At 40.5% G+C, this 19219-nt stretch carries 14 protein-coding genes, 2 tRNA genes and 1 riboswitch; of the genes, 10 read left to right on the forward strand and 6 right to left on the reverse strand.

Features of this window, described 5'->3' with window-relative positions; translation table 11 throughout:
• The first annotated feature begins 7 nt into the window (after nucleotides 1–7).
• On the forward strand, nucleotides 8–2677 hold the full coding sequence (gene gyrA / locus HMPREF2802_RS09740; RefSeq protein WP_070504074.1) for a DNA gyrase subunit A: 2670 nt from the start codon (nucleotides 8–10) through the stop codon (nucleotides 2675–2677).
• A gap of 207 nt (nucleotides 2678–2884) precedes the next feature.
• On the forward strand, nucleotides 2885–3442 hold the full coding sequence (locus HMPREF2802_RS09745; RefSeq protein ID WP_070504077.1) for a hypothetical protein: 558 nt from the start codon (nucleotides 2885–2887) through the stop codon (nucleotides 3440–3442).
• Nucleotides 3443–3515: 73 nt separating this feature from the next.
• On the opposite strand, the gene HMPREF2802_RS09750 is transcribed toward HMPREF2802_RS09745, so the two are convergent.
• Together HMPREF2802_RS09750 and HMPREF2802_RS09755 are read right to left on the reverse strand one after the other, a co-directional pair.
• The gene (locus HMPREF2802_RS09750) at nucleotides 3516–4136 is read right to left on the reverse strand and encodes a LysE/ArgO family amino acid transporter (RefSeq protein ID WP_070504080.1); all 621 of its coding nucleotides are present in this window, start codon (nucleotides 4134–4136) and stop codon (nucleotides 3516–3518) included.
• 240 nt (nucleotides 4137–4376) lie between these two features.
• Nucleotides 4377–5192: an NAD(P)H-hydrate dehydratase gene (locus HMPREF2802_RS09755; RefSeq protein WP_002472739.1), complete on the reverse strand. Its 816-nt coding sequence runs from the start codon at nucleotides 5190–5192 to the stop codon at nucleotides 4377–4379.
• Between the two features lie 297 nt (nucleotides 5193–5489).
• Between HMPREF2802_RS09755 and hutH the strand changes: the two genes are divergently transcribed.
• The 8 genes from hutH to HMPREF2802_RS09795 all read left to right on the forward strand — a co-directional run bounded on the left by hutH (nucleotide 5490) and on the right by HMPREF2802_RS09795 (nucleotide 16714).
• Nucleotides 5490–7001: a histidine ammonia-lyase gene (gene hutH / locus HMPREF2802_RS09760; protein WP_070504082.1), complete on the forward strand. Its 1512-nt coding sequence runs from the start codon at nucleotides 5490–5492 to the stop codon at nucleotides 6999–7001.
• A gap of 350 nt (nucleotides 7002–7351) precedes the next feature.
• Nucleotides 7352–8635 carry a serine--tRNA ligase gene (gene serS / locus HMPREF2802_RS09765; RefSeq protein WP_070504085.1) on the forward strand — a complete coding sequence of 428 codons (1284 nt, stop codon included), beginning with the start codon at nucleotides 7352–7354 and terminating at the stop codon, nucleotides 8633–8635.
• A 400-nt stretch (nucleotides 8636–9035) separates the two neighbouring features.
• Nucleotides 9036–9136, forward strand: a riboswitch (SAM riboswitch).
• 102 nt (nucleotides 9137–9238) lie between these two features.
• Entirely contained in the window at nucleotides 9239–10201 is a 963-nt protein-coding gene (locus tag HMPREF2802_RS09770; RefSeq protein ID WP_070504087.1) for a homoserine O-acetyltransferase MetX, read from the forward strand.
• A 138-nt stretch (nucleotides 10202–10339) separates the two neighbouring features.
• Entirely contained in the window at nucleotides 10340–11275 is a 936-nt protein-coding gene (locus tag HMPREF2802_RS09775; RefSeq protein ID WP_070504090.1) for a YybS family protein, read from the forward strand.
• A gap of 14 nt (nucleotides 11276–11289) precedes the next feature.
• Nucleotides 11290–13257 carry a DHH family phosphoesterase gene (locus tag HMPREF2802_RS09780; protein ID WP_049406027.1) on the forward strand — a complete coding sequence of 656 codons (1968 nt, stop codon included), beginning with the start codon at nucleotides 11290–11292 and terminating at the stop codon, nucleotides 13255–13257.
• On the forward strand, nucleotides 13254–13703 hold the full coding sequence (gene rplI, locus HMPREF2802_RS09785; protein ID WP_002472764.1) for a 50S ribosomal protein L9: 450 nt from the start codon (nucleotides 13254–13256) through the stop codon (nucleotides 13701–13703). Before HMPREF2802_RS09780 ends, rplI begins: the two co-directional genes overlap by 4 nt.
• Before the next feature lie 32 nt (nucleotides 13704–13735).
• Nucleotides 13736–15136: a replicative DNA helicase gene (dnaB, locus tag HMPREF2802_RS09790; RefSeq protein ID WP_002472728.1), complete on the forward strand. Its 1401-nt coding sequence runs from the start codon at nucleotides 13736–13738 to the stop codon at nucleotides 15134–15136.
• A 294-nt stretch (nucleotides 15137–15430) separates the two neighbouring features.
• Nucleotides 15431–16714, forward strand: a complete 1284-nt coding sequence (locus tag HMPREF2802_RS09795) for an adenylosuccinate synthase (RefSeq protein WP_070504093.1) — start codon at nucleotides 15431–15433, stop codon at nucleotides 16712–16714.
• Nucleotides 16715–16975: 261 nt separating this feature from the next.
• Here the strand turns inward: HMPREF2802_RS09795 and HMPREF2802_RS09800 are convergent, their stop codons facing one another.
• The 4 genes from HMPREF2802_RS09800 to HMPREF2802_RS09815 form a co-directional block, all read right to left on the reverse strand.
• Nucleotides 16976–17452 carry a hypothetical protein gene (locus HMPREF2802_RS09800; protein ID WP_070504097.1) on the reverse strand — a complete coding sequence of 159 codons (477 nt, stop codon included), beginning with the start codon at nucleotides 17450–17452 and terminating at the stop codon, nucleotides 16976–16978.
• Between the two features lie 108 nt (nucleotides 17453–17560).
• Entirely contained in the window at nucleotides 17561–18226 is a 666-nt protein-coding gene (locus tag HMPREF2802_RS09805; RefSeq protein ID WP_070504100.1) for an LPXTG cell wall anchor domain-containing protein, read from the reverse strand.
• A 296-nt stretch (nucleotides 18227–18522) separates the two neighbouring features.
• Nucleotides 18523–18595, reverse strand: a tRNA-Asp gene (locus HMPREF2802_RS09810).
• Nucleotides 18596–18602: 7 nt separating this feature from the next.
• A tRNA-Glu gene (locus HMPREF2802_RS09815) sits at nucleotides 18603–18677 on the reverse strand.
• Nucleotides 18678–19219: the final 542 nt, after the last annotated feature.

The raw sequence follows: 19219 nt of genomic DNA on the forward strand, positions 1-19219 counted from the left end.
CACCTTGATGTCTGAAATACCGGAATCAAGAATTAATGAACGTAATATTACCAGTGAAATGCGGGAATCGTTCTTAGACTACGCGATGAGTGTCATCGTATCACGTGCATTGCCGGATGTACGTGATGGTCTGAAACCAGTACATCGACGTATCTTATACGGGTTAAATGAACAAGGTATGACACCTGATAAGCCATACAAGAAGTCCGCACGTATCGTTGGGGACGTAATGGGTAAATACCACCCACACGGTGACTCATCCATCTATGAAGCGATGGTGAGAATGGCGCAGAACTTCAGTTATCGCTACCCGTTAGTAGACGGTCAAGGTAACTTCGGTTCAATGGATGGCGATGGCGCAGCTGCCATGCGTTATACCGAAGCGAAGATGACTAAGATTACGCTTGAAATGTTACGTGATATCAACAAAGACACGATTGATTTTATCGATAACTACGACGGTACTGAAAGAGAGCCGGTAGTCTTACCGTCTCGTTTCCCTAACTTGCTCGTCAATGGCGCAAGTGGTATCGCTGTAGGGATGGCGACAAACATCCCACCTCACAACCTTACAGAAGTGATTAACGGTGTCTTAAGTTTAAGCCACAATCCCGACATCACTGTAGCTGAACTGATGGAAGACATTCAAGGTCCAGACTTCCCTACTGCAGGTTTAATCATGGGTAAAAGTGGTATCCGACGCGCATACGAAACAGGCCGTGGTTCTATTCAAATGCGTGCACGCGCTGAAATTGAAGAACGTGGTGGAGGCCGTCAACGTATCGTCGTTACAGAAGTGCCTTATCAAGTCAACAAGGCACGTATGATTGAGAAGATCGCTGAATTAGCGCGTGATAAAAAAGTTGATGGCATTACAGATTTACGTGACGAAACAAGTTTACGTACAGGTGTGCGTGTCGTTATCGATATCCGTAAAGATGCCAATGCAAATGTTATCTTAAATAATCTATACAAATTAACGCCACTTCAAACATCATTTGGTGTGAATACCATTGCTTTAGTGAACGGACGACCTAAGCTCATCAACTTGAAAGAAGCTTTAGTCGAATATCTAGAACATCAAAAAGTTGTCGTTCGACGTCGTACTGAATACAACTTACGTAAAGCTCAAGATCGTGCACATATCCTCGAAGGCTTGAGAATTGCGCTCGATCACATCGACGAAATCATCAGCATAATCCGTGAGTCAGAAACAGATAAGATTGCGATGGCGAGCTTACAAGAGCGCTTCAAACTTTCAGATAGACAAGCGCAAGCCATCCTCGATATGCGTCTGCGCCGTCTCACAGGTTTAGAACGCGACAAAGTTGAATCTGAATACAACGAGTTAGTTCAATACATCAAAGAGTTGAAAGAAATACTTGCTGACGATGAACTGTTATTACAAATTGTGCGTGACGAACTCATCGAAATTCGTGACCGTTATGGCGATGAACGTAGAACAGAAATCCAATTAGGTAACATCGACAGTATCGAAGATGAGGACCTTATTCCTGAAGAACAAATTGTCATTACGTTAAGTCATAATAACTACATTAAACGTCTACCTGTGTCTACATACCGCGCGCAACATCGCGGTGGACGTGGTGTACAAGGTATGAACACATTAGAAGAAGATTTCGTCAGCCAACTCGTGACGTTAAGTACACATGACCACGTGCTCTTCTTCACTAATAAAGGACGCGTCTACAAACTGAAAGGTTATGAAGTGCCGGAACTCTCCCGTCAGTCTAAAGGTATTCCAGTCATCAACGCAATTGAGCTGGACAATGATGAGAGTATCAGTACGATGATTGCAGTGAAGGACTTAACGACGGAAGATCACTTCTTAGTCTTTGCGACGAAGAGAGGTATCGTGAAACGTTCAGCTTTAAGCAACTTCTCTCACATCAATAAGAACGGTAAGATCGCGATCAGTTTCAAAGAAGATGACGAATTGATTGCGGTACGTTTAACAGACGGTACAGAAGATATTCTCATCGGTACAGCACATGCATCACTAATCCGCTTCCAAGAAAGTGGTTTACGTCCACTCGGTCGTAATGCTGCAGGTGTGAAAGGGATCTCCTTGCGTGAGAATGACGAGGTCGTAGGTCTAGACGTTGCTCATGAGAATAGTGAGGATGAAGTGCTAGTCGTTACTGAAAAAGGTTTCGGTAAACGTACACCAGTTAGCGATTACCGTCTCTCTAACCGCGGTGGTATGGGTATCAAGACAGCAACTATCACAGAACGTAATGGTAACATCGTATGTATTACGACGGTGACAGGTGACGAAGATATTATGGTTGTTACTAACCACGGTGTTATTATCCGTATGGAAGCCCAAGATATTTCTCAAAATGGCCGTGCAGCTCAAGGTGTGAAACTCATCCGTCTTGGTGAGAACCAACATGTTGCTACGGTAGCTAAAGTAAATGAGGAAGAAGCGGAAGATACTGATAGTGAAGAAACAGCTTCCAATGACGAAAGTTCTGAGCAACAAGAACAAGTCATTGAAGGTGATGCACCTGGCAAAGCAATCCATACAGAAGTTGATGACTCAGCTGAGGCAGACGCTATCAACTCAAGTGATGAACCTGAAGAATTGCGTCAAGACTTCATGGATCGTGTGAATGAAGATATTCAAAATGACGATGATTCGACAGAAGAATAATTAAATCATAACGTGGTATTTAGACTCCTTGCACATGCAGGGGGTCTTATTTTTTACAAAAAATGCTATTATTTTACATAAATATTACTAAAATAAAACAAAATTATTTCAAAAAGATTACGAAATGTATTTTAATTCTTTTCAGATTATGATAACTTTATTTTTGAAGAAGCTTCTTCCATAAAAAATTGAGGAGGACTAACATTTATGAAATTAGTTTCAAAAGTATTAGGCTCTACAATTTTAACTGGAGCCGTATTATTTACAGGCATGCAAGCAGGTCAGGCTAATGCAGAGGAAGAACATTATTCACAGGTGACGGATTTAAATGCGCCGTTTATAGCACAGAAAGTATTACACGATAAAGAGATAACTTATCTGAGCGAGGATTATCACGATGGTTATCATGTGTTAAGTAACTATAATAACCTAAATCAAAAAGTACGTGTTTATCAAGATGGTACGGTTAAAGTAGCAGATAGTAATGGAAACTATAAGCAGAAAGGTCAATATAAGTTAACACCGAAGTTCTCAAAGATAACTAAAGGCAATGCACCAGAGATTATTAAATACTACACAGGAGAAATTAAACATATCGGTACATCTGACAAAGGGGATTACATTGAAGCTTCAGCGATTAATAGTCAAACTACTGCTACACATTATCGCTTGTATAAAGATGGAACATTGAGAGTTTCAAATAATGGAGCAGGAGCACCTCCATTTAAAAAAATTGGAAAGTTCCCTTTAAAGAATAATCAATAGCATATAAATAGAGCGTAAAGGCCGGAGCTACGAGTAGCTTAGATAGCCTCACCTTTACGCCCTGTTTCATATTCTAACCAAAGAGAATATGCCAAATGTTTTTTAAGATAATCAGGCTGACGACGAAGACGATAACACTGGAGAGTTTGTTCAACATAACGATGTATTTACCGGTCTTATCTACTGTGCCGAGCAGCTTACCTAAGACAGCCAGCAAGACGAACCAGAACCATGAAACAAAGATGGTCGCAAGTGCGAAACCGAGCTTCTCTCCACCATCGTAAACGGAAGCACTCGTTCCTATTACACCCACTGTATCCATAATTGCGTGTGGATTTAGGAGTGAGACGGATAAGGCAAATCCAATTTGTTTCTTCGGCTTCATCGGTTCAATGTGTTCCAATTGAGGCGGTTGTTCTTTCCATAATGACCACGCCATGTAAATCAGAAAGACGAAACCGATCAGATAGATGACGAGCTGCAATATAGGCAGAGAAATCAGTACCAGTGAGACACCAAGTATCGCGATAACGATGAGAAAGGTATCGCACAGGCCGGCGGTAATAATCACTGGTAGGGCTCTACGCAACTTAGGTTGATTTGCCCCTTGGTTAAAGACAAACACATTCTGTGCGCCTAATGGGAGGATCAGACCCAAAGCGAGTAATATACCGTGTGTAATTGCTTGTATCATAAAGTTGTGTCCTTTCTGAGTTTTTCATTCAAGTTATATAGTGGTATATTATATTATATTATTTCTGAAAATTCGGCAAATACTAAATTGAATTCAACACTACATTTATTATGGCTTAATAAATAGAAATCGCCCAACTTAAGTCGAAGTAAAGATGTTCTTTCACTTCTTCAACTTAATTGGACTATCCCGCTCATATACTTATCTTTTTGACAAACTTCCTTACTACAAGCGCTTCACTTATTTCTCTTCTAATTCCTTCATCGTATATGGAATTTGATTGATAATCTGTGTAGGAGGCACAACATACATAGATTTCGATAAGTTCTCACCGATATAGCTGTGTAGATACGTAGCACTTTTAACCGCTTCTTCTAAATCATCAAACTGACCGACGAAGCTTGTGATAATACCAGCAAGCGTATCTCCCATACCGCCTGTCGCCATGGCTGGAGTACCAATATCTAATTTATACGTATCGTTCTTGAAATAAAGTTCAGTTCCATGTTGTTTCAACACAATCGTCGCACCTAAGTTCTGAGCGGCTTCCAAATTACGTTCAGGTGTTTGATCAGCAATTTCGATACCACTTAAACGTTCCCACTCTTTCTGATGAGGTGTGAAGACGATGCGGCAATTAGGAAGCTGCGGTTTCAACTTACTGAAGATAGTAATCGCATCTCCATCGATCACGAGCGTTTGATGCTCTTGGATATTCTGAAGCAAGAACGTAATTGCGTTGTTACCTTTAAAGTCGCAGCCAAGGCCAGGACCAATAAGGATACAATCTACGCTTTCAATGTGCTGCGTAAGTGCTTTCGTGTCGTTAATATCAATAACCATTGCTTCTGGACAGCGTGAGTGTAATGCTGCGTGGTTATTTGGATGTGTGGCTACAGTGATCAGCCCGCTTCCACTATACACACAGGCTGTCGCTGCCATCATAATTGCGCCACCCATATTAGAGTTCCCACCGATGAGTAGAATTCTGCCATAGTCCCCTTTATGTGTCTCTGGGTTACGACGTGGAATAGTAGGTGTTGTTAAAGTTTGCATATTGGCAACCTCCCTTTGACTTCAAGTCACGAAATCTATCTTTACTCTGTGACATTACTGTCGATTAATTCGTTAATCTTCTAAATACAATAGAACATACTATACCTCGTATTCTTGTTCGTCAATAGAAATGAGTAAAAATAATGGTGGCTATAACCCTGATTCTAATCAACCCTCCTTTATTCTGTTAATATGTTAATTCAATACCATATTACGGACTTCGTGATAAGCATTGTCGCAATCGGTATGTAAGCGTATACTTTTAAAGAAATAGAGAATATAAAGGGAGATGGGATAATGACTTTACAATTAAATGGTGAGCAACTGACGATTCGAGATATTCAACGCTTTCTAGCTAACAACGATACAGTTGAAATCACAGAGCAAGCATTGTCGCGTGTGAAAGACAGTCGTGCCACAGTGGAACGTATCATTCGAGATAAAGAAACGATTTACGGCATTACTACTGGGTTCGGCTTATTTAGTGATGTGCGTATCGATGATAAGCAGTACAATCAATTACAAGTCAATCTGATTCGTTCTCATGCATGTGGTGTGGGTGAACTATTCGCAAATAATGTCGCGTTAGTCATGATGGTCTTACGCTTAAACACGTTGCTGAAGGGGCATTCAGGCGTGACTGTTGAGCTGATTGATCAACTCATCTACTTTATCAATCACCGCATCGTGCCAATTATTCCACAACAAGGCTCTCTCGGTGCTTCAGGAGATTTAGCACCACTTTCACATCTGGCATTAGCATTGATTGGTGAAGGCAAAGTCGTTTATCAAGGGAAAGAACGTGACAGTCAAGATGTGTTACAAGAGCTAGGCCGTGCACCACACACACTCCAAGCGAAAGAAGGTTTAGCGCTGATTAACGGTACACAAGCGATGACGGCACAAGGGGTAATTTCGTATATCGAAGCGGAAGATTTAGGCTATCAAGCTGAGTGGATTGCTGCGCTAACACATCAATCACTCAATGGCATTACAGACGCTTACAATGAGCAAGTTCATAAAGCACGTAATTACCAAGAACAAATTGATGTCGCTGAACGTATGAGAGATTGGTTAGCAGGCTCTCAATTGACGACACGCCAAGCTGAGTTACGTGTACAAGACGCGTATACATTACGTTGTATTCCACAAATTCACGGTGCGAGCTTCCAAGTGTTTAATTATGTGAAAGAGAAACTCGAATTTGAGATGAATGCGGCAAACGACAATCCATTGATCTTCGATGAGGATGATGAAACACTCGTCATTTCTGGAGGAAACTTCCACGGTCAACCCGTCGCTTTCGCTCTTGATTTCTTAAAAATTGGGGTATCAGAGCTTGCGAATGTGGCAGAACGTCGTTTGGAACGTCTCGTAAATCCACAGCTTAACAATGGTATGCCCGCATTCTTAAGTCCGGAACCAGGTCTTCAAAGCGGTGCGATGATTATGCAGTATGCTGCTGCGAGTCTCGTGTCTGAGAATAAAACGTTGGCGCATCCAGCAAGCGTAGACTCTATTCCTTCTTCTGCTAACCAAGAAGATCACGTGTCGATGGGAACAATCGCATCTCGCCATGGCTATCAAATTGTGGAAAATGCGCGTCGAGTGCTTGCGATAGAATGTATTATTGCGTTACAAGCGGTAGAACATCAAGGTGTCGAAAAACTCTCACCACGTACTTTAGCGAAATATGAAGCGTTACGTAGCATCGTACCTTCAATTACTGAAGATCGTCAATTCCATAAAGATATTGAAGCGGTCGCACAGTATCTACGTAATGACGCTTATAGTAGTGATGAAAAATAAGTTTAGAAATTTGTCATTTTAAATAAATAGCTTATACTGTCTTGAAAATTTTTAAACAATTTGCTATATTTAAGATAATTCAAATATCACTATTGTTCGTAGGCTAAGTAGTATTAATGTGATGATTTCAGAGAGCTTGTGGTTGGTGTGAACAGGCAATGATCCTTAATATGAATCTACCTACTGATGTGAACAATCGGCAATTACCGTTATTTAAGTGAGAGCGCAGTCTTAATTTATCAAATTAAGCTGTTAAATAGGGTGGCAACGCGTAGAGACCACGTCCCTTGTCGGGGATGTGGTCTTTTTTATGCGCTTCAACCTAAATATATATCAAAGGAGATAGACAGATGTTAGATATTCGATTATTCCGTACAGAACCAGACATGGTCAAAGACAAGATTGCTAAGCGTGGTATGGATTCATCAGTTGTGGACAAAGTCTTAGAACTAGATGAAAAACGCCGTGAATACATCAGCAAGACTGAGGAAATGAAAGCAGAGCGTAACCGTGTGAGTGGTGAAATTGCTGAGAAGAAACGCAACAAAGAAGATGCGGATGACGTTATTAAAGAAATGCGCGAATTAGGTGACAAGATTAAAGAAATCGATGCGTCACTTAACGACGTAGACCAAGAATTACATGATACATTAGCTGGCATTCCAAACTTAATACACGATGACGTGCCAGAAGGTGAATCTGACGAAGACAACGTTGAACTTAAACGTTGGGGTACGCCAAGAGAATTTGACTTCGAGGCGAAACCACACTGGGATTTAGTTGAAGAATTGAAGATGGCTGATTTCGACCGTGCAGCGAAAGTTTCAGGTGCGCGTTTCGTCTTCTTAACTGGTGACGGTGCATTATTAGAACGTGCATTGATGAACTACATGATTACGAAACATACAACACAACAAGGCTATACTGAAATGATGGCACCACAACTTGTTAATGCTGATTCAATGTACGGTACAGGTCAACTTCCTAAATTTGAAGAGGATTTATTTAAAGTTGAAAAAGAAGGACTTTACACAATCCCAACTGCAGAAGTACCATTCACAAACTTCTACCGCAATGAAATTCTTGATAAAGATCAACTTCCTGCTTTATTCACAGGACAAACAGCTTGTTTCAGAAGTGAAGCTGGATCTGCAGGCCGTGACACTCGTGGTTTAATCCGTCTTCACCAGTTCGATAAGGTAGAGATGGTACGTTACGAAAAGCCAGAAGATTCTTGGGATGCACTTGAAGAGTTAACTCAAAATGCGGAATCAATCCTTGAAGAACTTGAATTACCATATCGCCGTGTGAACTTATGTACAGGCGACATTGGTTTCGGCGCAAGCAAGACATATGACCTTGAAGTTTGGTTACCAAGCTACAATGAGTACAAGGAAATCAGCTCTTGCTCTAACGTGACAGATTTCCAAGCGCGTCGTGCAAACATCCGCTTCAAACGTGATAAAGATGCGAAACCAGAATTTGTGCATACGTTAAATGGTAGTGGTCTTGCAGTAGGTCGTACATTTGCAGCAATTGTTGAGAACTACCAAAACGAAGATGGTTCAATTACTATTCCTGAAGCACTTGTTCCATATATGGGCGGTAAGACTAAGATTACGTTAGATAAATAATCAACGACTTAATGTGTTACAAGTTAAGATAAAATATATTGAAAAGGCAATTCTCATTCATTGTGGGAATTGCCTTTTTTAGATAAAAGGAAAGCTATTTCAGTAAAATATTAAATACTGTGAATGCTGAACAGATAATCGAAGTAGAAATTTAGTCTTAACACCGGAAAGGCTTGTATGACTACAGTAGCAAGGGATGAGAGGATAATATTAACACTTCCGTCAGTCTGACTTCAGACAAACGTCAGACTTACCTCTTAAAACTAAGCGTCCTACTCCAAGAAGCAGTGAGCTAGATAACACAATAAGGATTCATAACGACATATTAACTGTTGAAATTATCGGAATATTCGATTAGAATTAACTTTAATCTAGTCAATGAAACTTAAATCAAATATTGAACTTATTGAGAGAAGTGGAGGGATTTGGCTCTGTGAAACTTCAGCAACCGGCTTTATCAGTACGGTGCTACAACCAACGATGCAACTCGAGTAATAAGGTAATGTGAGTCTCTTACTTTTGGTCGAGTAGGAGACTTTTTCTATATAAAGCAGAGTAGGGGAGGGGTAGCGATAAGTTCACTAACAAGGAGGTAAGTAGTAGATGAAATATATTGTAGACACACTCGAATTAGGCAACTTTTATACAGAATCTGGAGAGGCAATTGAGAATTTGAAACTACGTTACGAGCATGTAGGGTATCAAGGACAACCACTCGTACTCGTCTGTCATGCGTTAACGGGAAACCATCTGACATATGGAACGGACGAAGAACCAGGGTGGTGGCGTGAAATTATCGATGGGGGTTATTTGCCTATTCATGATTATCAGTTTCTCACGTTTAACGTCATCGGTAGTCCATTTGGTTCGAGCTCGCCGCGCAACGATCCTAACTTTCCTCAACAGCTGACGTTACGCGATATTGTCCGAGCGATTGAACGTGGCGTGAAAGCATTAGGCTTTAAGCGTATCGCTATCCTCATCGGTGGTTCTTTAGGTGGTATGCAAGTTCAGGAACTGCTCTATAATCATCAATTTCAAGTTGAGAAAGCCGTCATTCTCGCTGCGACGGATAAGACTTCATCTTATAGTCGTGCATTTAATGATATTGCACGACAAGCGATTCACTTAGGTGGAAAGGAAGGATTGAGTATTGCACGCCAACTCGGTTTCTTAACTTATCGGTCTTCAAAGAGTTACGAAGCGCGTTTTACTCCTGAACAAGTAGTGTCTTACCAGCATCATCAAGGTGATAAATTTAAAGAAAGTTTCGATGTGGCTTGTTATAAGACGTTACTAGATGTGCTCGATAGCCACAACCTCGACCGTGGACGTACCGATGTGGCGGAAGTCTTAGCTCAGTTAGACACTAAAGTACTGACCCTCGGCTTTACCGATGATCTGCTCTATCCAGATGACCAAGTTCGAGCGATGGGGGCACGCTTCCAATATCATCGTCACTTCTTCGTGCCCGATAACGTAGGTCATGATGGTTTTTTACTCAATTTCAACGATTGGGCACCGAATTTATATCATTTTTTGAAAAAGTCTAAAGTTCGACGCTAAGACATGTAACTTAAACGAAGAATGGGTATGCATGAAATAGGAGAGACACGTTCATGCCTTAATTGACAATAATTGTATAAACCTTTCAAAGAGGTTAAAATAGGCATTATAGTCAAATTGAGTATAGGAGTGGCAAATTTGTTTTCTAAAGTTAATCCTAAAGCGACGATACTCGGTGTTATCACCTTTATAATTGTGGCTTTAGTTACATATTTTGTGCCCTTGATAGGATATGTGTTGTGTTTCTTCGCGACCATTCCTGGTATCGTCTTGTGGCACAAATCGAAAGAAAGTTTCGGAATAGCTGCCTTAATTACAGTTATTCTCACGACGCTCTTTACCAACTTAGCCACGTTAAGCGCTATTGTTGTGGTCTTGCTCACAAGTTTCGTCATTGGGCAGTTATTAAAAGAGCGTGCAACGAAAGAACGCATCTTCTATGTTACGACGACATACTTAAGTTTATTTAGTTTAATTGCACTACTCATCTTACAAGCGACCCATCGTTTGCCGACTGGAAGTACTTTAGTGCAACCGATGAAATCAGTCTTAAATTATCTACAACCGTCTGATTTACAACAATATGGTAGCAATGTCATAGAAAGTTACAATCAATTGGTAGATAATTTAACAAATAAAGCGTTGATGGAATTTCCAAGTTATATCATCGTCACTATCTTTGTTATCGTCTTATTTAATTTATTAATCACTTTCCCAATCTTACGTAAGTTTAAAGTGGCGACGCCTATCTTTAGACCGTTATATGCTTGGCAAATGCCACGGTTTATCTTAATTGTTTATATCATTACGATTGTCTGTCTCCTGTTCACTTCAAATAGTGAACCATCTATGTTCCAAAGTATCGTATTGAACTTTCAAGTTGTGTTATCATTATGTATGTATATTCAGGGATTAAGTGTAATTCATTTCTTTGGTAAAGCGAAAAGTATGCCTTTAGCCGTGACAATACTACTCATGGTTATCGGAACGCTCATATCTGCAATGGCGCCAATTGTAGTCTTGATAGGTATGGCAGATATGATGTTGAACTTAAAAGCGCGCATTAAAAAATGATTTGAGGTGGAACAATGAACCGGCAATCCACTAAGCAAGCGTTAATCTTGCCGTTTGTCTTAATGTTGCTGACGGGTATTGCTATCGTCATCGCGTGGTTTGTGATCAATCAAATCTTCGCGACTGTAGCGGCTATCATACTCGTCGTTATGGCAATCGTCTCGATTATTCTAATACGTAAAGCTTTAAATAAGATGGATCATTATGTCGATGACTTAAGTGGACATATTTCAGCTGGCAGTAACACTGCAATTAAAGAGCTGCCCATCGGCATGATTATCCTAGATGACAATGAGAATATTGAATGGATGAACAAGTTCATGTCTGAACGTGCTGAACGCAACGTGATTTCAGATCCTGTTAATGAGGTTTATCCAAACATTTTAAAACAGCTGGAAAAGACGCAAGAAATAGAAATTGAAGACAATGGCTATCACTACCGCGTACGTTATGCAGAAGCGGAAGGTGTGTTGTACTTCTTCGATATTACAGAAGAAGTGAAGACGAATGAACTCTACGAGGAGTCAAAGCCGATTATTGCGACGCTCTTCCTCGACAACTACGACGAAATCACACAAAATATGAACGATACACAACGTTCAGAAATCAACTCGATGGTGACACGCGTCATCAGTCGTTGGGCTTCGGAATATAATATCTATTTCAAACGTTATAGCTCAGACCAGTTTGTGGCTTACTTGAATCAACGTATCTTAAATGAAGTTGAAGATAGTAACTTTGATATCTTAAGTCAATTACGTGAGAAGAGTGTAGGTTACCGTGCTCAGCTTACACTGAGTATCGGCGTAGGGGAAGGATCAGAGAACCTCATCGATCTTGGTGAGCTCTCACAATCTGGACTAGACTTAGCACTCGGTCGTGGCGGTGACCAAGTTGCCATCAAACACATCAACGGTAATGTCCGCTTCTACGGCGGTAAGACTGACCCGATGGAGAAACGTACACGCGTGCGAGCTCGTGTCATTTCTCACGCTTTGAAAGATATCTTGATGGAAGGCGACAAAGTCATCGTGATGGGACACAAGCGTCCAGATTTAGATGCCATCGGTGCAGCTATCGGTGTGACACGCTTTGCGATGATGAACAATTTGGATGCCTACGTAGTGCTTAACGATTCAGATATCGATCCTACATTGCGACGTGTCATGAACGCGGTTGATGAGAAACCTGAATTGAAAGAGCGTTTCATTACGTCCGACGAAGCATGGGACATCATGACTTCTAAGACGACGCTCGTAGTGGTTGATACGCATAAACCTGAGATGGTCTTAGATGAAAATATCTTAAATAAATCTAATCGCAAAGTCGTGATTGACCACCATCGTCGTGGCGAAAGCTTTATTTCCAGTCCGTTGTTGGTCTACATGGAACCGTACGCCAGCTCTACTGCAGAACTCGTGACAGAGTTGCTAGAATATCAACCGACGGAACAACGCTTAACACGACTTGAGTCCACAGTGATGTTTGCAGGTATCATCGTTGATACGCGTAACTTCACATTGCGGACAGGCTCACGAACTTTCGACGCAGCAAGTTATCTCCGTGCACATGGTGCGGATACGATCTTAACGCAACACTTCTTGAAGGATGATATTGATACGTACATCAACCGAACTGAATTAATTCGCACGGTTGAACTTCAAGATCATGGCGTGGCGATTGCTCATGGTCCAGACGACAAGATCTATCATCCCGTTACTGTTGCACAAGCAGCAGATGAGTTGTTAAGTTTAGATGGTGTAGAAGCCTCATATGTTGTAGCACGACGTGAAGATAACCTTATCGGAATGTCAGCGCGATCTCTTGGTGCAATCAACGTTCAGCTAACGATGGAAGCACTCGGTGGTGGCGGACATTTAACGAATGCTGCTACACAGTTGAAAGACTTAACTGTCGAAGAAGCAATTGAACAATTACAACAGGCAATAACAGAACAAATGAGTAGGAGTGAAGACGCATGAAAGTAATATTCACACAAGATGTTAAAGGTAAAGGTAAGAAAGGCGAAGTTAAAGATGTACCTGTAGGTTACGCTAACAACTTCCTTTTTAAAAAGAACTTAGCAGTCGAAGCAAATAGTGGTAACTTGAAACAACTTCAACAACAAAATAAACGTGCAGAACAAGAAAGACAGAAAGAAATTGACGATGCGAAAGAACTCAAAGCACGTCTTGAAGACATCGAAGTTGAAGTCAGTGCGAAGACAGGTGAAGGCGGTAAGTTATTCGGTTCAATCAGTACGAAACAAATCGCTCAAGCCCTTAAAGATCAACACGATATTAAAATTGATAAGCGTAAAATGGATTTACCACACGGCATTCACGCTTTAGGTTATACGAACGTGCCAGTGAAACTTGATAAAGAAGTTGAAGGTACAATTCGCGTACACACAGTAGAACAGAACTAATTCAAAGTAATGAGATATGAGGTGGAGAACAAATGGACGGAATGTACGAACGCAATCAAATGCCGCATAGTAATGAAGCGGAACAATCTGTATTAGGTGCCATTTTCCTCGATCCAGAACTCATGAACTCAACTCAGGAAGTCTTACTTCCTGAGTCATTTTATAGAAGTGCCCATCAACATATCTTCAGAGCGATGATGCATATCCATGAGGAGAGCAAGAATATTGATAGTGTGACGCTCATGGATCAGCTCTCTCAAGATGGACGGCTCAACGAAGCGGGTGGACCTCAGTATCTCGCGGAACTTGCGAACAATGTTCCGACGACGCGAAATATTCAATACTATACTGACATCGTCTTAAAGCTAGCGACGAAACGGAAACTCATCCAAGTTGCAGAAAGTATCGCCAATGACGGTTATAATAGTGAAATCGAATTAGACGAGGTTCTCAATGATGCTGAGCGCCGGATACTTGAAATTTCTTCTTCACGAGAAAGTGAAGGCTTTAAAGATATCGTCACGGTGCTTGGTGAAGTCTATGAGAATGCTGAATTACTCGATCAGAATAGCGGTCAGACACCCGGCATTCCTACAGGTTATCGTGATTTAGATAATATGACAGCAGGCTTTAACCGCAATGATCTCATCATTATTGCCGCTCGACCTTCCGTGGGTAAGACTGCCTTCGCTCTTAATATCGCGCAAAAGGTGGCTACGCACGAAGATGGCTTTACCGTAGGCATCTTCTCTCTAGAGATGGGTGCGGATCAACTCGTCACGCGTATGATTTGTAGTACAGGAAATGTCGATTCTAACCGTTTACGTACTGGTATGATGGAAGAAGAGGATTGGAATCGTTTCACTACGTCCGTCGGGAAGCTCTCTCATACGAAACTGTTTATCGATGATACGCCAGGTATTCGTGTGTCAGATGTCCGTTCTAAGTGCCGCCGTTTGAAACAAGAACATGGCTTAGATATGGTCGTGATTGACTATCTGCAATTGCTACAAGGTAGTGGCTCACGTTTCTCTGATAACCGGCAACAAGAGGTTTCTGAGATTTCAAGAACGCTTAAAGCGATTGCCAGAGAACTTGAATGTCCTGTTATCGCCTTGAGTCAGCTTTCTCGTGGTGTAGAACAACGTCAGGACAAACGTCCGATGATGAGTGATATCCGTGAGTCAGGTTCCATCGAACAAGACGCCGACATCGTTGCGTTCCTTTATCGTGATGACTATTATGAGCGTGCCGGTGAAGATGACGAGGACGATGGTGATATGGGCATGGAACCGCAAGTGAACGATGATAATGGTGAGATTGAAATTATTATCGCGAAGCAACGTAACGGCCCAACAGGTACCGTGAAACTGCATTTCATGAAACAATACAACAAATTTACTGATATTGATTATGCACATGCAGATATGTGATAACAATAAATAATCGAAGTTTTTAAACCGTATGATTTTAACTCATATGTTAATTTTGTACGGTTTTTAGTTGTTTAAAAGTAATTTGAATTCATAGAAGTACGGTTAATGTTTTACTGAAGAAAGATTGCCAAACGTTGATATCATCGCTTTTCTAAACTATAGATTAATGAAATAACACGTCTTTAACGTCTGCTAACAACTTTGAAATAATGTTCGATTTTTATTTGCAATCTCCAGGTGATATTGGTAAAATACTCTATGGTAAATTGAGAAAAACTTGGAGGTGCTCATATGTCATCAATTGTAGTAGTTGGGACACAATGGGGAGACGAAGGTAAAGGAAAGATTACAGATTTCTTAGCAGAACAAGCGGATGTGATCACACGTTTTTCAGGTGGTAATAACGCAGGTCACACAATCAAATTTAGCGGTGAAACTTATAAATTACACCTCGTACCATCAGGTATTTTCTACAAAGATAAACTCGCAGTGATAGGTAATGGTGTCGTAGTAGACCCAGTAGCACTTTTAAAAGAGTTAGACGCGTTAAACGAACGTGGCGTATCTACTGATAACTTACGCATCTCAAACCGTGCGCAAGTCATCTTGCCATATCATTTGAAACAAGACGAGTACGAAGAAGAACGTCGTGGCGACAACAAGATTGGTACGACGAAGAAAGGTATCGGCCCTGCATACGTGGATAAAGCACAACGTATCGGTATTCGCATGGCTGACCTATTAAATAAAGACACCTTTAAACAACGTCTACAAGATAATATTGAATATAAAGATGCGTATTTCAAAGGTATGTTCAATAAACCATGCCCAACATTTGATGAGATATTTGAGACATATTACGAAGCGGGACAACGCTTAGCACCTTACGTTACAGACACTGCGAAAGTATTAGACGATGCATTCGTAGCAGACGAGAAAGTATTATTCGAAGGTGCTCAAGGTGTCATGCTCGATATCGATCACGGTACATATCCATTCGTGACATCAAGTAACCCAGTTGCAGGTAACGTGACAGTTGGTGGCGGTGTAGGCCCTACATTTGTATCCAAAGTCATCGGTGTATGTAAGTCTTACACATCACGTGTAGGCGATGGCCCATTCCCAACAGAACTCTTTGATGATGACGGTCATCACATTCGCGAAGTCGGCCGTGAATACGGTACAACGACAGGTCGCCCAAGACGTGTGGGTTGGTTCGACTCTGTAGTCGTACGTCATGCACGTCGTGTGAGCGGTATTACAGACCTCTCAATCAACTCTATCGATGTTCTCACAGGTTTAGATACTGTGAAGATTTGTACGGCATATGAGTTGGATGGCGAAACAATCACTGAATATCCAGCGAACTTAGACGAAGTGAAACGTTGTAAGCCTGTTTACGAAGAACTTCCAGGTTGGGACGAAGATATTACAGGTTGCCGTTCTCTAGACGAACTTCCTGACAACGCACGTCGTTACTTAGAACGTATTTCTGAAATTTGCGGTGTGGACATCTCAATCTTCTCTGTAGGTCCAGATCGTAGTCAAACAAACTTATTAGCTAACTTATGGTAAGACGAGTTAGGTTGAGGCTTCCGGTGTTATGCATCGGAGGTCTTTTTTTGATGCTATAGTTGCGAGGATTATGAGACGACTTTAGGTAAAGGTAAAAGGGTTATTACATAAGTAAAAGCAACCCCTTTGAGAAGAGAGTACATGCGTGTAAGGTGACTGTGACGTCTATTTGTTGTGCATGTCCTTTTCTTCTAAGGAGTTGCTTAATGATCGAATACGGTGATCATAGTGATGTATAGGATGAGATTTTATTCGTCTGAACTAATTTGTTCCTTTTTTATCAAAGAATTGGTTTAAATCTGTCTTATCTGTATCGTGAGCGAGTGCTTCTTCAATAGAATTCTGCGCAATCAGTAATTTATTTTTCTCGAAAAATGGTACAGAAATGGCATAATCATTACCCGCGCGTTGAATGATTAATGTTGTTAATATGCCACTTCCAAAGATAAGTGCACCGATAATGAAGAAGATGAGTGCACCAAAGAATGATGTACCTAAGCGTGATAATGCAATGAGCATAATCAATATTCCGATAATCATTGGAAAGATTTTATATTTACTTGAAAGTTTAGTAGAGCTAATATTCTTCAGCGGCATTGTTTCTGCATCACGTCCTGCTGGAAAGATGCCGAGAATCGCATTAGCCGTGTTTACTTTCACGAATCTAGAGTCTACGGCTACGCTACCTTTCACCCAGAAGAACAGGATTGAAAGGGCGAATTCAACCTTTTTATTCATGAATAATCCTCCTCTTTATGCATTTAGTCTTATGATAGCGAAACAGGTATGACAATATATGTCACTTGAGGTGTAAACTAAAATTTCTTTATACAATGCAGAGAAGGATTATTGACGTACGAAACGTCTCATAGCAAGTACGCTAACACCTAATACTGCTGCAAGTACGCCTAAAGCGAGACTATTAGAAGATTGACCAGTGTTAGGTAATATTTGAGCTTGTTGTGCCTCACTTTGATCTGATTGTTTTACGTTTTGAGCTTGAGCTTGTTGCTCATTATTTTGGTTGAATTGCATTGCATTTTGTTGTTGTGAAGCGTTGCTAGGATTAGCTTGATTTTGTTGAGTGACATTCTGCTTTTGTTGCATGTTTGTAGAGTATTGTTGTTGATTTGAGTTATTTTTATCGTTATTTTGAGCCTTTGAATTCGCGTCTGAGAAGTGATAGTTACCTACTTTACGGTAAGGGTTAGACTCCACGCCACCATCTCTATATTCAACTAATCCATCCTTATGCACGCGATAAGCACCTGCACCTACGTTAGATTTATTACCAATTTCAACTTGATAATAATCGCCGCTACTTTTTGGCTCGAAGAAATTTTGTTTTGAAGGGTCCATACCGTTATCCTTAGCTACTTCTTTCGCGATGTTCTCTGCATTACTTGCATCCACAGAACTATAACTTTCTGCATACGCTTGAGATGTACCAATTCCTCCAAATAATACCGCTCCACTAAGTACAATTCCTGAAGTTATTCCTAATTTTTTCATAATAAATTCCTCCCATAAGTGAATTTATCTCTATATTAGCGAATGGGATATGACATAATATGTCATTTAAACCTTAAATTATACTTTTGTTGATAAAATATTTTGATTTATTAATTAGATACAAATAAATAGGAGGGATTTTTAAAAATGTAGTTAGAGTACTTTTATAAAAGGAGAGTGAATATAAGGTGGTGAGGAGTTGATGTAAGAAGTCTATATAATGTAGCTTTAGGAGATCGCTATCTAAAGTTAAAAACGAGCAAAAAAATATGCCCACCCTATTGGGTGAGCATCTACGGTCCCGACGGGAATCGAACCCGCGATCTCCTGCGTGACAGGCAGGCGTGTTAACCGCTACACTACGGGACCAACTCAATGGTGACTCCTACGGGACTCGAACCCGTGTTACTGCCGTGAAAGGGCAGTGTCTTAACCGCTTGACCAAGGAGCCGTTCTTAAGCACAAGATAAATTATAGCAACTCTCTAACGAGATGACAAGCACTTTTTTAAAATTCTTTCACAAAAATTTAATACAGAAAAAATAAAGAGCTATCGTATGCCAATACACTAGTTAGATAATTTATAGTATACCATCTTCATGAGTTTCTAAACATAGTGTAATCAAATAGGGAGACAAATTTTAAACTTTTAACCATAGTTATGGAAAGTAAAGATATATATTTCTCTTATAAAGAGCATGAGAAATAACCGTTGAGACTGATTAGCAGGAATATAATTGTTTTCAAAAACAACTATATCTTCATTAGATTAAGGTAATCTTGGAAATCCATAGATCTTGTACAGTAAAAACTGAGTATATGATTGAATAAAACTACAATTTCATTAAATATATATTTTCAATGTCGACTCGAGACGCATGATGGAGCTAGACCACAACGAAAATCCATTAATCGAGCTTATTAAGCGAGATTAATTAGTTGAGTGTGGTCCTACGCAGTTGCTGACTGAATTCGAGATGGCTAACGCTTTCT

Origin of the sequence: Staphylococcus sp. HMSC071G07, assembly GCF_001811435.1 — a bacterium.
GTDB lineage: Bacteria > Bacillota > Bacilli > Staphylococcales > Staphylococcaceae > Staphylococcus > Staphylococcus pettenkoferi.

Excerpts from the sequence above, each read along its gene's own strand:
- rplI (WP_002472764.1), top strand. The coding sequence starts at position 13,254 with ATGAAAGTAATATTCACACAAGATGTTAAAGGTAAAGGTAAGAAAGGC.
- HMPREF2802_RS09745 (WP_070504077.1), top strand. The coding sequence starts at position 2,885 with ATGAAATTAGTTTCAAAAGTATTAGGCTCTACAATTTTAACTGGAGCC.
- HMPREF2802_RS09805 (WP_070504100.1), bottom strand. The coding sequence starts at position 18,226 with ATGAAAAAATTAGGAATAACTTCAGGAATTGTACTTAGTGGAGCGGTA.
- hutH (WP_070504082.1), top strand. The coding sequence starts at position 5,490 with ATGACTTTACAATTAAATGGTGAGCAACTGACGATTCGAGATATTCAA.
- gyrA (WP_070504074.1), top strand. The coding sequence starts at position 8 with ATGTCTGAAATACCGGAATCAAGAATTAATGAACGTAATATTACCAGT.
- HMPREF2802_RS09770 (WP_070504087.1), top strand. The coding sequence starts at position 9,239 with ATGAAATATATTGTAGACACACTCGAATTAGGCAACTTTTATACAGAA.
- HMPREF2802_RS09780 (WP_049406027.1), top strand. The coding sequence starts at position 11,290 with ATGAACCGGCAATCCACTAAGCAAGCGTTAATCTTGCCGTTTGTCTTA.
- dnaB (WP_002472728.1), top strand. The coding sequence starts at position 13,736 with ATGGACGGAATGTACGAACGCAATCAAATGCCGCATAGTAATGAAGCG.
- HMPREF2802_RS09755 (WP_002472739.1), bottom strand. The coding sequence starts at position 5,192 with ATGCAAACTTTAACAACACCTACTATTCCACGTCGTAACCCAGAGACA.
- HMPREF2802_RS09750 (WP_070504080.1), bottom strand. The coding sequence starts at position 4,136 with ATGATACAAGCAATTACACACGGTATATTACTCGCTTTGGGTCTGATC.
- serS (WP_070504085.1), top strand. The coding sequence starts at position 7,352 with ATGTTAGATATTCGATTATTCCGTACAGAACCAGACATGGTCAAAGAC.
- HMPREF2802_RS09800 (WP_070504097.1), bottom strand. The coding sequence starts at position 17,452 with ATGAATAAAAAGGTTGAATTCGCCCTTTCAATCCTGTTCTTCTGGGTG.
- HMPREF2802_RS09795 (WP_070504093.1), top strand. The coding sequence starts at position 15,431 with ATGTCATCAATTGTAGTAGTTGGGACACAATGGGGAGACGAAGGTAAA.